General features: G+C 47.3%; 9 protein-coding genes. 7 read left to right on the top strand and 2 right to left on the bottom strand.

Going from position 1 to position 15,347, the window contains the following annotated elements; translation table 11 throughout:
- The first annotated feature begins 94 nt into the window (after positions 1 to 94).
- From AB0L18_RS05960 to ftcD, 3 genes are all read left to right on the top strand, one after another.
- The gene (locus AB0L18_RS05960) at positions 95 to 1,183 is read left to right on the top strand and encodes an AAA family ATPase (protein WP_367391667.1); all 1,089 of its coding nucleotides are present in this window, start codon (positions 95 to 97) and stop codon (positions 1,181 to 1,183) included.
- 117 nt (positions 1,184 to 1,300) lie between these two features.
- Positions 1,301 to 2,707 (top strand): BamA/TamA family outer membrane protein, encoded by a 1,407-nt coding sequence (locus AB0L18_RS05955; protein WP_367391666.1) that lies wholly within the window; start codon positions 1,301 to 1,303, stop codon positions 2,705 to 2,707.
- Positions 2,708 to 2,897: 190 nt separating this feature from the next.
- The gene (ftcD, locus tag AB0L18_RS05950) at positions 2,898 to 4,586 is read left to right on the top strand and encodes a glutamate formimidoyltransferase (protein WP_367391665.1); all 1,689 of its coding nucleotides are present in this window, start codon (positions 2,898 to 2,900) and stop codon (positions 4,584 to 4,586) included.
- Between the two features lie 79 nt (positions 4,587 to 4,665).
- Here ftcD and bamA read toward each other — a convergent pair whose 3' ends face one another.
- Together bamA and AB0L18_RS05940 are read right to left on the bottom strand one after the other, a co-directional pair.
- Positions 4,666 to 7,278, bottom strand: a complete 2,613-nt coding sequence (bamA, locus tag AB0L18_RS05945; protein WP_367391664.1) for an outer membrane protein assembly factor BamA — start codon at positions 7,276 to 7,278, stop codon at positions 4,666 to 4,668.
- A gap of 136 nt (positions 7,279 to 7,414) precedes the next feature.
- Positions 7,415 to 8,155: an isoprenyl transferase gene (locus AB0L18_RS05940; RefSeq protein ID WP_367391663.1), complete on the bottom strand. Its 741-nt coding sequence runs from the start codon at positions 8,153 to 8,155 to the stop codon at positions 7,415 to 7,417.
- 238 nt (positions 8,156 to 8,393) lie between these two features.
- Between AB0L18_RS05940 and AB0L18_RS05935 the strand changes: the two genes are divergently transcribed.
- The 4 genes from AB0L18_RS05935 (at position 8,394) to AB0L18_RS05920 (ending at position 15,208) form a co-directional block, all read left to right on the top strand.
- Positions 8,394 to 10,094, top strand: coding sequence for a M3 family oligoendopeptidase (locus AB0L18_RS05935; protein ID WP_367391662.1), 1,701 nt, complete (start codon positions 8,394 to 8,396; stop codon positions 10,092 to 10,094).
- A gap of 170 nt (positions 10,095 to 10,264) precedes the next feature.
- Entirely contained in the window at positions 10,265 to 11,410 is a 1,146-nt protein-coding gene (locus AB0L18_RS05930) for a T9SS type A sorting domain-containing protein (RefSeq protein ID WP_367391661.1), read from the top strand.
- Between the two features lie 207 nt (positions 11,411 to 11,617).
- A complete protein-coding gene (locus AB0L18_RS05925; RefSeq protein WP_367391660.1) occupies positions 11,618 to 14,446 on the top strand; it encodes a M4 family metallopeptidase in 2,829 nt (942 codons plus the stop codon).
- A 186-nt stretch (positions 14,447 to 14,632) separates the two neighbouring features.
- Complete coding sequence (locus tag AB0L18_RS05920) at positions 14,633 to 15,208, top strand: hypothetical protein (protein WP_367391659.1); 576 nt, start codon at positions 14,633 to 14,635, stop codon at positions 15,206 to 15,208.
- Positions 15,209 to 15,347 lie beyond the last annotated feature (139 nt).

The following is a 15,347-nucleotide window of genomic DNA, read 5'->3' as shown; positions in this document are numbered from 1 at the left end:
ATAACCCTTTCCGTTTTTCTGACACTGGGCAGGTTTGATGGCGTAGAGAAGTAATAGAGTGCTTACCTTAGCGGAAACAGATTTTAAGGAACGCATGGCCAAAAGCAAACACACGCTACGCCCACACGCAGAAAACGCTTTCGCAAAAGAACTTACTGCCCTCAAGGCGCAGGATAAACTGCACCGTCCGGAAGGGTGGGAACTTTCTCCGCAGGCGGTAGTGACCTATTTGTTGGGGGGCACTTTGGAGGATGGCACCCTCATAGAACCCAAGTATTTTGGGCAGCGCAGGTTGATCGAAGTGGCCGTAGCTACCTTGGTGACCGATCGTGCTCTCCTACTCGTGGGCATACCAGGTACTGCCAAAACCTGGGTAAGTGAACACCTGGCAGCAGCCATCAGTGGGAATTCGACGCTACTGGTGCAAGGCACTGCGGGCCTCAATGAAGAAGCTTTGCGCTACGGCTGGAACTATGCGCAGCTCTTGGCAGAAGGACCATCTGAAAAAGCAGTTGTGCCCAGCCCCGTGATGAAAGGAATGACGACGGGCAAAATCGTTCGAATAGAAGAGCTTACCCGTATTCCCAGTGATGTGCAAGATGCACTGATCACCATCCTGTCAGAGAAAACTTTACCCATCCCAGAGCTTAACGCAGAAGTACAGGCCATCCGCGGATTTAATCTCATCGCCACGGCCAACGACCGAGACAAAGGCGTCAATGAGTTGTCTTCAGCCCTCCGGCGTCGCTTCAATACCGTCATGATGCCCCTACCGGCAACCTTGGAAGAGGAAGTGAAGATCGTAGAGACCAGGGTCAACCAAACCCAAAGCCAGTTGGAGATTCCGGCACCACCCCTGCCTTCTGATGAGGTACGTCGGTTGGTGACCATCTTTAGAGAACTTCGTTCCGGTAAAACCGAAGATGGCCGTACCCGGATCAAGTCGCCGAGCAGTACCTTGAGTACCGCAGAAGCGATTTCTGTACTCAACAACGGGCAGGCATTGGCCACTCATTTTGGCAACGGAAAACTGCACGCCGATGATTTGGCGGCCAGCCTAACAGGCGCCATCGTAAAAGACAATCAACACGATGCTCCTTTATGGGAAGAATACCTTGAAACGGTCGTCCGGCAGCGTAAAAACTGGAAAGATCTTTACGACGCCTGCCGAACATTGTTGTAAGGTCTAAGTTTACATGAAGACGATTCCTGCAATAAAAACCTATTTTGCATCGTCCTTAGCGGCGAACGACCAATAACTATATCAGATTGGTCACACGCCGCTTACCCCAAGAACTGTATGAAAGTTGTCATCCTGTCCATTCTTGTTGTCTTATTTGCTACCCAAGCCTTGGTCGCACAGGAACAGGAAGCCATTACTATAGATAAAATATCGGTGATCGGGCAAAAACGTACCCGGATTGCCGTCATTTTCAGGGAACTGCCCATAAAAGTAGGAGACACTATTCTGTTGGCCAATTTATCTGAAAAAATCGCCGAAGCAGAGCGCCAGCTCATGAACACCAACCTGTTCAGTAAGGCTGCTGTGACTTACAAAGATTGGGAAGGAGCTACCCAAAAAGTACATTTACAAGTAGAGGTAGCCGAAAATTGGTACATCTATCCAGTGCCTACCTTTGATTTGGCCGACCGCAATTTCAATGTCTGGTGGAAGGAACAAAACCGTTCTCTTCAGCGCGTAAACATTGGCCTGGAAGTTAATCACCTGAATTTTACCGGATGGGGAGATAAGCTGGAAGTAGGCTTTGAGTATGGCTATACCCGTAGCTATAAAGGCAGTTATAAGATTCCCTACATCAATAAGAAACAAACCCTTGGGCTAGCGGCCAGCCTCAATTATAGTCGTAATCGCGAAGTCAATTATGCTACGGTAAACAACAAGCAGGAGTTCTATCGGGATGAGTCGCGTTTCCTTCGGCGCAAATATCACTTCGAAGGGAGCTTAAACTGGCGACCTGAAATTTATGCCACCCACACTTTTGGACTAGAGTTTCACCAAGAGTGGGTAGATCCCATCATTATCCAGGAATTCAACCCTGAATACTTTGGCGACAACAAGAATGAGATTAACTTTTTTCGGCTCCTCTATCGTTTTAGCTATGATTTTAGAGACAATCGTGCTTATCCCTGGTCGGGCTATACCTATGGTGCAGAGGTAATCAAAGATGGTGTTGGGATTTTTCGTGATCGTTCCGCCCTCACATTGGATCTTTTTGGGTCTAAATTCTGGCCAGTAGGTAAGCGCTGGAGTTTTGGCGCTATTGCTGGTGGGAAGTACTCCTTTATTCGGCAACCACAGGCTTATCGCTACAATCGGGCCCTGGGGTTTGGCCGTAGCAGGCTCAGTGGCTACGAGTTGTATTTGCTGGATGGCCTTGATGCTGCATACCTGCGCAAGAGTGTCCGTTTCAATATCTGGAAAGGCAATATTACCTTCGGGAAGTGGGTTTTTCTGGAATCTTTTCGTGAGCTTCCTTTCCACTTCAACCTCAGTATGAGCAGCGACATTGGTTACGCCAACAGCCCCTTTAATACCCAGCCCAACCCCCTCAATAACCAACTTCTCTGGGGTGGCGGTATTGGTATCGACCTGGTTTTCTACTATGATTTTGTGCTGCGTTTGCAATACAGCGGCAATAAAATCGGCGATCGAGGTTTTTTCCTGGATTTTGAGCTTGGGATATAGTAGTCCTTTGGCATTCGTAGAAGGTCGTAGAGGGATTCGGTTCCTAGCATTTTTTCCCCTACCCAAAAGGGCGCGAAGCGGCCTGTATCTCCGTACAGACTTTTGCAGAAAATCCAGTTTAATGGGAGGATGGGAATTCAACTCTTTCCAAAATTTCCCATCTTTGCACCGCCAATCAAAAAACCACCACATGTCTAAAAAAGCTTTGCTTGAGTGCGTCCCCAATTTCAGTGAAGGCCGCGATCTAACCATCATTAAACAAATTACCGACGCGATAGAAACCGTCGAAGGCGTAAAACTTCTTGACGTAGACCCTGGCTATGCCACCAACCGGACTGTCGTCACTTTTGTGGGTGAGCCCGCAGCAGTTGTGGAAGCCGCTTTCCGGGGAATCAAAAAAGCCGCTGAACTCATCGATATGCGCCAGCACAAAGGCGAGCACCCACGGATGGGAGCTACCGATGTCTGCCCACTGGTGCCCATCGCCAATATCAGTATGGAAGAAGCTGCCCACTGGGCTGCACAACTAGGCCGCCAGGTAGGAGAAGAATTACATATTCCAGTGTTTTTATACGAAAGTGCTGCAACCCGGCCAGAACGGAAAAACCTCGCAACCATTCGCGCCGGAGAGTACGAAGGCTTGGCCGATAAATTGAAGCAGCCCCAATGGGAACCAGATTTTGGTGAGGCTAGCTTCAATGCTACTGCTGGCGCAACAGCCATTGGTGCACGCGATTTTCTGATTGCCTACAATGTCAATTTGAACACGACCTCGGTTCGGCGAGCCAATTCGGTAGCTTTCGATATCCGGGAGAAAGGTCGTGTCCAGCGGTCAGGAAATCCCATTAATGGGCCAGTGGTAGAGGACGAAAACGGCAACCCCGTGCGTGTTCCAGGGACCTGCAAAGGGGTCAAAGCAATTGGCTGGTTCATTGAAGAATACGGGATTGCACAAATTAGCATGAACATTACGGATACGCGACTCACCGCCCTTCACGAAGCTTTTGAAGCGACCCGCCAGAGTGCCAATGCGCGTGGCTTGAGGGTCACTGGTTCGGAGTTGGTAGGTATGGTGCCTCTGCAAGTGATGTTGGATGCGGGCAAATATTTTCTTGCACAACAACAGCGCTCTTTAGGGGTAAGCGAAGATGAGATCATTAAAATTGCCGTCAAATCCCTGGGGCTTGACGAGTTGAGTCCTTTTGATCCTCACAAGAAAATCATTGAATATCAACTGCGCGACGAAACATCGGCCCCCCTGGCAGCGATGAGCTTGCGCGCTTTTGCGAATGAAACGGCCAGTGAGAGCCCCGCACCTGGTGGAGGTTCTATCGCGGCCTATGTCGGTGCTTTAGGAGCTGGCCTCGGCACGATGGTCGCTAACCTCAGTAGCCATAAGAGGGGCTGGGACGACCGCTGGGCAGAATTCAGTGAATGGGCTGAACGTGGTCAGGAACTCAAAGACCAGCTCTTGTTACTCGTTGACCAGGATACCCAGGCTTTCGAAGGAATTATGGCCGCTTTTCGTTTGCCGAAAGGCAGTGAAGCTGAAAAAAATACCCGCCGAGAGGCCATCCAGTCGGCGACGAAAGCAGCCATGATGACACCTTTTAGAATCATAGAAACCGCGAGTCAAATTTTCCCACTCTGCCGGGCAATGGCCGAGAATGGTTTGCCGGCTTCCGTCTCTGATGCTGGCGTTGGAGCACTTTGTGCACGGGCCGCCATACATGGCGCTTACCTCAACGTACAGATCAATGCCAGTGGCCTACACGATGAGGAATTCAAGGAGGATTTGCTGGCCAAAGGTGCTGCCCTTGTAGCTAGTTCCGATCAGCAGGAAAAAGAAATCATGGAGATCGTCCGAAAAACGCTCTAATGATTTAAAAAAGAGTTGTAAAAAAAGGCACCTAAGTAATGAACTTAGGTGCCTTTTTTAATGCGATCTCAACGCCGGTTTATTCTGGTTCAAAACCAAGGATGATGTTGAAATCACCCATGTTTTGCAGGGTCCTAGGCCCCGATTTATCGATACCGATACCGTAATCGAAACCAAGGGTTCCGAACATAGGTAGGAAAACGCGAACACCACCACCTACAGAACGCTGTAGTTCAAATGGGTTGAAGTCGCGGCCATTCCGCCAAGCATTTGCTCCTTGAGCAAATGCGAGCACGTAAATCGTTGAGCTAGGATTCAAAGACAAGGGGTAACGCAACTCAAAGGTAAGTTTGCTGTAAAGCGGCGTGGCTACTTCCTGGCCATTACCAATGGTATTGCCGGGGAAGTCTGCAATCTCGTAGCCCCGACTGGAAATAATATCTACACCGGCATAACCAAATTGCTGGTTGTTGATACCGTCACCTCCCAGCTGAAAACGCTCAAATGGAGAAGTGCCAATTTCATTGTTGTAACTACCAATTATCCCAAACTTAGTTTGTGCTTTCAGTACTAACTTACCCACCAGGGTGGCGTACCAGTCGGCATCAAAACGCCACTTGTGGTATTCCAACCAGCGGTAACGGTCTTCCGGAGGAAGGTCAGCGTAGTTTCTGTCTTGAAATACAGAATAAGGAGGCGTAAACTGCACCGATAAAGAAATGTTAGAACCTTCTTTCGGGAACAAGGGGTCGTTGATCGTACTCCGTGCCAAGGTCTGCGTGATACTGAAGTTATTGTAGTATCCGCCGCGTACCACTTCGCCGTTATCCGAACGGAAGACGTTGAAAAGGCTCCAGTTTTGCAGGTTCAAGGTCTGGATGTTGACCCCTGTACGGGATACAAAGTTATCATCCGGCCAACGCAAGCGCGTACCTACACTCACCGAGAATTGCGTAATATTAAAACTCTGGTAAGCGGCCGCGTTAGCTTTTGTCGCTCCGTTGGTAAAGCGATTATAAAAACCAGCTACTGTTAAAGAGGTTGGCTTTTTACCACCTAGCCAAGGCTCAGTGAAAGAAACGTTGTAAGACTGGTAAAAGTCGCCATTGGTTTGCGCACGCAAGCTCACCCGCTGACCGTCTCCTTGAGGGAGGGGGTGCCAGGCTTTGCGATTGGTGATGTTGCGCAAGCTGAAGTTGTTGAAGGTAACCCCCAAGGTACCGATAACCCGGCGTTGACCACCCCAACCGGCTGATAGTTCCAACTGGTCAGAAGGTTTTTCTTCTACCGTGTATTCAATATCTACCGTACCGCGGTTAGGGTTTACCGGGGTGTTGATCCCCAGATTTTCTGGATTGAAGTAGTTGAGGTTGATAATTTGGCGCTGAGAACGGATAATGTCTGAACGGCTGAACTTGTCTCCCGGACGCGTTCTTAGTTCCCGACGAATAACGTGTTCGTGGGTTCGGTCGTTACCCGCAATCGTTACTTTATCGATGGTTGCTTGTGGGCCTTCAAAGATTCTGATTTCCAAATCAATGCTGTCACCTTCTATCGCGGTTTCAATGGGGTCAGCGCGGAAAAACAGGTAACCGTTGTCCATGTATAGGGTACTCACGTCGCGGCCATCCTGGCTAAAGCTCAAGCGAGTCTCCAGTAATTCCTGGTTGTACACATCGCCTTTGGTGATACCTAAGACGTCTTCCAGTTGTTGGGTTTCGTAGATGGAATTCCCTTTGAAAGCGATATCGCGGAAGAAATACTGGGTACCTTCCATCATGTCAATCCTCAACACTAACTCGCCTTTTTCATTGCGCCAGCTACTGTCTTGAATAATCCGGGCATCGCGGTAACCAATCTTATTGTAAAAGGCAATGATGGCGTCTTGGTCGGTATCGTATTCTTCGGCAATGAATTTAGAACCCGTCAGGAAACGACGCTTCTCTTTGGTTTCCATTTCTTTGCGCAAACGGCGAGAAGTGACAGCGGTATTGCCGGTAAAGATGATGTCCTTGATCTTTATCTTGTCATTCAAATCAACATCAAACAACAAGCGAACAGCGTTGACCCGGCTGGTGTCGTTGATCTCTTCCACCAGTACGCGGGTGTCCAGAAATCCTTTTTCAACAAAAAAGGCTCGAATGCTCTCAGAGGCATTCACCTTAATGTCTTCCGTGACAATTCCTCCTTTTAATAAATAGCGATTGACCTCGTCGTTGAGGTCATCGTGAAAAGATTTTTTTACGCCTTTGTAGGAAAAGCGCGAGAGGCGTGGACGTTCCTGCAGGATGTACTCAAGAAAAATGACGTCTCCAATTTTCTTTTCCTGAATGATTTGCACGTCGGTGAAAAGGCGAAGCCGCCAAAGGTTTCTCAGCGCACGTGGGATATCATAGCCGGGAATCCGGATTTTGTCACCTACGGCCAGACCGGAAACGCCAATAATGGCAACTTCATCACTAAAGAAAGCACCGGTTACCTTGATACCGCCAATCTCATAGTCTTGAGGATCAGTGTAGTCAAATACCTCCAGATTCTCGTCTTCCTGTGCTTGAAGCGTGGTCGTAAAACCAATGGTCAGACCAGCCAGCACAACCGCATAGCGGATAACTGCGGAACTAGTGGTGAGCAACCGCTCGCAAAATATTGCCAGGGGTAGTTTATGCGTCTTAATTGTTAGCATCTGTTTCATAAAAATCAAAACCTGCTTGTACTTACTTGAATCCACGCAATTTGCGCTTACTAGGTAAGTGAAATTTATTCTTCCTCCTTAAATTCTGGGGAAAGACGGACAAAGATAAGTCCTGGTTGTATAGTACGTAGAATGTTTAGGCAATTTGTTCACTGATCTTCCCAAAACGTCTTTCTCGTTGCTGATAGTCGACAATGGCTTGGTAGAAATTGGGCTTGTGGAAATCAGGCCAAAAAACCGGCGAGAAGTAAAACTCAGCATAGGCAAGCTCCCACAGGAGGAAGTTGCTGATCCGGTTTTCTCCACTCGTTCTGATCAGTAGCTCAGGGTCGGGCATGCCGTGGGTACTAAGGGCACCAGCAATTCGGTCAGCATCAATATCAGAAGCTTGGAGCTCTCCTTTAGCAACTGCGGAGGCTAGTTTTTGGCTAGCTTGGGTAATGTCCCATCGACCACTGTAATTGAGTGCAAGCACCAAGGTCATCCTGGTGTTGTTCTTGGTGTTCTCAATGCCTTCCAGCAGTGCATTATAAGTGGCTTTGGGCAATTTGTCGATTTCACCAATAGCTTTCAGTCGGATATTATTTTCCATCAAGGTGTTGGTTTCCTGATAGACAGTTTCAACCAACAAGCGCATCAATGCGGAAACTTCCAGCTTCGGGCGTTTCCAGTTCTCTGTAGAAAAGGCGTATAGTGTGAGGTATTCTATCCCTATTTCAGCAGCACCCTCCGTGATTTCACGGACAGCTTTTACGCCATTGCGGTGCCCGAAGACCCGAGGTTTACCCTGCTCTTTCGCCCAACGGCCGTTGCCATCCATGATGACAGCAATATGCTTTGGCAAGCGCTCTAAATCAATCTTATTTTTCCACTCCATGAAATCTGTTTCCCGATAAAAGAGGGGGGATAGTGGCAACACCAAAATGTAGGGCTGATCTTACTATCCCAAAAAGCTCACAAAATTACGAAAATATTGGTAATCAGCCTTTATTATCAAGAGGGAATCGTATAATAACTACTGATCCTAAGGTGCTTTGTGCTTTTATGTGAAGCACCTGGTTGTGGAGATACTCTTGAGAAGATCACTATCTTTGCATCCTTAATTGCGACCCAATATGATGAATACGACCGTTACTTTTACGGAATACCCTTATGTGCGTCCTGAGATGGATGGATTAAAGGCAGCTTTCGAACAGGCTTTGGCCGCTTTCTCCTCAGCCTCTTCTCTCGATTTAGCGAGTACGGCACTGAAAGAAATCTACCAGTTGCGGGCGGGTTTTCAAACGATGTATAACCTGGCCTATATCCGCCATAGCAGTGATACGACAGATGCTTTCTACGAAGCGGAGAACAATTTCTTCGACGAGCAGCTACCCGTTTTTGAAGAGCTGAAAACAAATTTTTACCGCAAGTTGCTAGCCAGCCCATGGAGGCCAGCACTCGAAAAGGAACATGGTAAGCAGCTTTTTGCGATTGCTGAACTGAGTCTGCGCACTTTTCGCTCGGAAATCATCGAAAAACTTCAGGAAGAAAACCGCCTGGCCAGCGCATACAATAAGCTAAAGGCTACGGCTCAGATTGATTTTGATGGGGAAACCTATAACCTTTCCTCTATTCAACCCCGCGAAGAAGACCCTGATCGAACGAAACGGGCCGCCGCCGCGAAAGCGAAGTGGGACTGGATGGCCAGCCAGCAGACTGAAATGGAGCGCATTTTCGATGAGCTGGTGAAAGTCAGGCACCAGATCGCCTTGGAGTTGGGGTTTGAGAATTTCATTGAATTGGGTTATGCCCGGATGCTGCGGACAGATTATAGTGCCGCTGATGTAGCCAATTATCGGGAGCAAGTTCGACAGCATATTGTCCCTTTGGCGCATAAACTCTATGAGCAGCAGGCCAACCGACTTGGTATCAAGGAGCTCCATTATTACGATGAGCCAATGCTTTTTGCTGATGGCAACCCTTTACCCAAAGGACAGCCAGAATGGATTGTAGCACAAGCAGCGGATATGTACGCGGAGTTGTCACCAGAAACAAAGGTCTTCTTCGATTTTATGCAAGAACGTAAATTGATGGATCTCGTGAGTAGAGATGGCAAGGCTACAGGAGGTTATTGCACGTTTATTCCTGATCATAAAGCACCCTTTATTTTCTCGAATTTCAACGGTACCAGTGGAGATATTGATGTTCTGACCCACGAAGCAGGGCACGCTTTTCAGGTCTATTCCAGCCGTGATTTAGCAATTAGTGAATACAATTGGCCAACTTATGAAGCTTGTGAAATTCATTCCATGAGCATGGAGTTTTTTACCTGGCCCTGGATGGAGCGCTTCTTTAAAGAAGATGTCGATAAATACCGTTTTGGTCACCTGAGTGGTGCTGTCTATTTTCTCCCTTACGGTGTAGCGGTAGATGAGTTTCAGCACTTTGTTTATGCGCATCCCGAAGCAAGTCCCGCTGAACGCAACCAGGCTTGGCGGGAAATTGAAAAGAAATACTTGCCCCAACGCAATTACAATGGGCATCCTTTTTTGGAAGCAGGTGGCTTTTGGCAAAAGCAAACCCATATTTTCGGAATGCCTTTTTACTACATTGACTATACGCTGGCCCAGATTTGTGCTTTCCAGTTTTGGGTGAAGGACAGAGAAGACCACGCTAGTGCATGGGAAAGTTATGTACGATTGTGCAAGGCTGGAGGTAGTGCTTCTTTTTTGGATTTGGTGGCGCTAGCGGGATTAAATTCCCCCTTCGCCCCGGATTGTGTAGCACAATTGGCAGCACCTGTAGGGGCTTGGTTGGAGGAAAATGTATTGTAAAAAGAGAGCCACCTCCATTTCGGGGATGACTCTTACCAAGGTTCTGATATGTCATAATAGCATAAATTACCCTTGGAAAGTTCCATTACAATTCTCTTAACAGTATAGCATACATAAAAGCCTTATCTTTGACTTTGAAATAAGCATAATTCCCTTAGAACCAACACAAGATGAAGCAATTTTTACACCTTTCTATTTGCCTACTGCTGAGCATGCCTATGTTCCTCAACGGGCAGATTACGCTCCAGAGCAGCGATTATTTTCCCGCCATAGGGGACACCCTACGTACGGTGGTGGATAATGCTCCTAGCGGTATTGCTATTACTGCTTCTGGTGGCGATCAAAGCTGGAATTTTACCAGTTTGCAAAATAGTTTTTCCCAGGAATTGGTGGTGAGTGATCCGGCCGGAGGAACCTCTGCGGGGAGCTATCCTTCTGCTAATATTTTACTGGACCAAGCTGCTGGTGGCGAAGGTTACTATATTTCAAATAGTACCCAATTTGCGATCCTTGGTTATGCTGGTACAGACCCATTGGGGCAGGGTTTTCAAGTGAATGCACCTTTCATTCCTGAATATGTGGAACGCTGGGCTCCGCTTGCTTTTTTTGATCTGTGGAACCACCAATCCGCCCTTACGGTTGCTATCGCAGCTGATGATATTCCCGGAAATATTTTTGACGGACTTCCAATCACTCCTGATTCGATCAGGGTAAGAGTAGCAACTACGCGCACGGATTTGGTAGATGCCTGGGGTACCCTCAGTATTCCCGGCGGTGATTATGATGTACTGCGGGAAAAACGTACGGAATATCGGGATGTACGATTGGATGCTAAAATTGGCCCGTTTCCATGGGCGGATATCACTGATCTTGCTTTGGATGCGCTGCCAATTGACGCCTTAGGAACGGATACTATCGTTACCTACAGTTTCTGGAGCGGAGATGCAAAAGAAGCAATCGCCGTCATTAGGGCCGATCCTGGTGGAACACAAGTAGAAAGTGTTACTTTTAAAGACAATGGTGTTGTCAGCAATACTGCTACGATCGTTGCAGCGCAGCCTTCGTTCTCTATTTACCCTAATCCTGCTATTGTTCATACCAACTTTGAGTTCAAGAACATGCCTGCCGGCAAATATACCATGGATGTTTACAACTTGGCCGGCCGTTCTGTTTGGCGAGAAAGCTACCAAATGAATGGTCACCAAATTGAGAACTTCAACGTTACCCGTTTGAGAAAAGGGATGTATCTGTGTGTATTAAGTAATAGCACCGGAGAAAGAATTGGGGTCAAGCGATTATTGGTGTCTACACCATAAACCCTTTAAGCATCCGCATTTGAGGATTTTTAAAAATGTGTGTTTCCGGCAGGGAGGCACACATTTTTATTTTGTATTTAGGACCAAGGCTGATTTATGAACATATATTTATTTGTGTAAATTTTAAGTGCAGTCATGTAACCTAAACTACACTGTTTCGTATAAATGACGGGATGAAAATTACTAGGCCAGCAAACGGGACAGATAATGAAAAGGTTGGTATGGATATTTGCTGTCGCAGCAATGTGTACGGTTAGTGCGTGGTCGCAAACAGAAGCAGACCAGGCACTACAGTTATTGTATGCTACCGAACCTAGTGTATTCGATACCGACGATGTTACGAGCAATATTTCTTTATTGCGTTGGCAAAATCCGCTGTCTCTCCCTTCTTCCAATCGTTTTGCAAAAGCACAATATTTTTTATCCATTTATGGCCCGGCTTTTGGTCTCAAGTCAAGCTCAAGTTCTTTCACCCGCTTGAAGGAGGAGCGCGATGTTGTGGGTAATTATCATCTAAGATTGCAGCACTTCCATGAAGGTATTCCCGTTTTCGGAGGAACGCTTAATTTTCATTTTAATACCAGTAATGAGTTGATTGGAATGGATGGGGTAGTGTTGCCTAATATCAATCAGAACGCTCAAGTAACCGTTACGCCAGATCAAGCCAGGCAGATTGGATTACAATGGTTGAATAAACACCATGCCAATTTTGATGAGAGTGCCTTGTTACTGAGCATCCCTACCCTAGAATGGTTCAAAGAAGGCTTGGTTCAGGGCTTGGATGGAAGGGTGAAACTCACCTACTATCTAGAAATAAGCGATCGTCAGCACCTACGTGACTACCTATTGATAGATGCTCGCGAGGGGATTGTTATTGAACATTTTGCGGGGATTTGCGACCTTGCTGAAAGGCGACTTTTTTTTGGTACTACGAATAATCCCATCTGGCAGGATGGTGATGTTTTTCCAGCGAATCTCTCTTTTTGGCAGCAAAAGCAAGTGCATACTAGCGAAGAGATTTATGGTCTATTTAAAAACACCTTTGGCCGGATGTCCTACGATAACCTCGATGGAGATCTCCTGGTCGTTGATGAGGCTAGCTTTCTAGATTGTCCCAATGCCAGTTGGAATGGTTATTCTGCTAATTTTTGTAACGCTACAAGTAGTGACGACGTGATTGGCCACGAGTGGGCCCATGCTTACACAGAGTACACCAGCAATTTGCTGTACGCCTGGCAAGCAGGAGCAATCAACGAAGCTTATTCGGATATCTGGGGAGAAACGCTGGATATTCTTAATAGTCCTGCCGAAGAAAATTTGCCACGTACCGCAGCCTGCGATAATGGTGAGCGTTGGTTAATTGGAGAAGAAGCGGCTGCTTTAAACGGAGCCATCCGGGATCTTTGGCAGCCTACCTGTTACGGGAAGCCAGGGAAAGTAAGCGACGAGGAATACCGCTGCTCAACAGCCGACTTTGGTGGAGTCCATTCCAATTCTGGGGTCGTAGCTCATGCTTATGCCTTGCTGGTAGACGGCGGCTTTTACAATGATTACGAAATAACGGGTATTGGTTTAGATAAAGCAGCCCACCTCTTCTGGCATGCTCAAAATTACTATCTCGGCCGTACCTCGGATTTTGCGGTTTTAGCCAATGCGCTGATGGCGGCTTACCTCGATTTGAGGGAAGCGGAGTTGCCGCTGTTGAGTATTTCCGAAGAAGGTGACCCTCAGCCTGGCGTGTTTTTAAATAGTGTCGATAGCCTGGCCATACAAAACGTCATCAAGGCTACGGAATTGAAGTTGACGCCGAACTGCCCTGATTTTAGTGCTGTCTTAAAAGCAGACCCTCCTTCGTTTTGTCTCGTTAATGGAAATGAATTTGTTCCATTCTTTACGGAAGATTGGGAAGATGGCGCCTACGACTGGTTGCTAAGTGCTCACCCTGTTCATCCTGGAAGTTGGACCTCTCGGCAATGGACACTGTCCACCGCCATGCCTAAAGGACGGCCCGGCCAGGGTATGTATGCTGCCAGCCCTAACGTAGGGCATTGTGATACCCTTCTCAATAACGGGATACTTCGTTTGCAAAGCCCGATTATTGAGATTTCCAGTGAACTGGAAGGGCGAGTCTACCTTACTTTTGATCACTACTTTTCGTTGGAGGAAGGTGCCGATGGTGGCAATGTGAAAATTCAACAGAACGGAGGAAATTGGATGACAATCCCGACCGCAGCTTTCTTGTATAATACCTACTCGGATCTTTTGCCCCAACAAATAGAAACAAACAATCCGCTGGCCGGACAAAGGGTTTTTTCGGGAGCTGATGAAGGAGCCGTAACGGGAAGCTGGGGAACCTCACAAGTTGATCTGACCGTTATTGGCGTACAACCAGGAGAGACAATCAGGCTGCGCTGGGAGTTGGGTACCGACGGCTGTACTGGTTGGGACGGATGGTATTTGGATGATATTAACATAGGTACTTGTGCCGCCAGGATACTACCGGTAGAATGGATAGATTTTAAAGCAGTACTTCAGCAAAAAGAAGTACGGCTGAACTGGTCAACCGCAGAAGAGGAGAACAATGCTGGCTTTTTCATTGAACGAAGTATGGATGGCCAGTCTTTTGTTGATTTAGGGTTTATACCATCTGCAGGAACGACAGGAAGTGAATATGATTATCTGGACAAGAAACTGCCGACTACCGCTAACTACCTTTACTACCGCTTAAGACAAGAAGACCTCGATGGGCGTACCTCCTACTCCCTTATCCGAGAGGTGAAACTCGAATCGTCGGGAGAATGGAGCATTTATCCAAATCCGGCACATAACTCATGTACCCTTAGCTTTCCTTCCGCGACCTTCTTGACGGCAACAGTGAGTTTACGTGATCTCAAGGGCCGCGAACTTTTGAAGTACACGGATTGGCGACCAGAAACAGACCTCCTGATTGATCTGAAAAACATCCCTTCTGGCGTCTATTTGATCAGGATAGAAACAGAGAACAATAGCACTTTACAGCGGATCGTCATCGACTAAAGAAGGGCGAAAAGGGGTGTGATTGTTAAATTTGTTAATAACCAAGGATGGCAATTTTGGGTTAAAGTGTTAGTAAGCTGTTAAGGCTCGTTAAACAGGGTTAAAGGGCTGGCGCGGTGTGTGACCTCCGCGTATATTCGTGGTATTGAAACGAAAAATCTTTATCACCCACAAAAACAGCCCGACATGAAATCCTTGCAAATTGTAGTCATTTGCCTTTTGGCCTTTACTGGTTTGACTGCCCAGTCTGAAGAAACCCTTTTCAACAAAACCAATCTCAGCTTATCTGGAGCCTGGGGCTCTGCAGCGTATAACTTCGCCAGCTTTAATGGAGACGACTGGACGCTGATCCGAGGAGGTTACGGCGGTGTTGAATTTGGCCGTGACCTTTTTATTGGTTGGGGCGGCTACGAGACCCGCGACAAATTTGCAGTCAATGATAGCGATCCCAATTACAACTTCAGGTACCACGGCCCAGTCGTCGGAATTGCGCCTAATTCAATAAAAATGATCCACCCCCGCTTTACCTTTATTACCGGTACGGGTAAAGTCACCAACACCGAAAATAACCAGAACGATAGAATGTTTGTTTTTCAGCCCTCTGCTGGATTCGAATTCAATGTCTTCCAATGGTTTCGTCTAGGTTTTGAAGGAGGCTACCGCTTTGTGGGTAGCAGCGATAAATTTGACCTCACCAGTGGCGATTTGTCGGCTCCTTTTGCCCAGGTAGAAATGCGTTTTGGCCTGAGCTGGGGCGATTAACCAATGCATTACGAACCCTTTGTTCTAACCCACACCTACAAGTAGTTTGACGGAAATAAAACTATTTTTTCTCCGTCTCCAAGAGATCCCATTATAACCCAACACCCTGTATAACACCCCCACAAAACCAATTTTGTCT

The organism is Lewinella sp. LCG006 (assembly GCF_040784935.1).
Lineage (GTDB): Bacteria > Bacteroidota > Bacteroidia > Chitinophagales > Saprospiraceae > Lewinella.
Note: the sequence above shows the minus strand (reverse complement) of the source record. Positions and strands in the feature narration are given on the sequence as shown.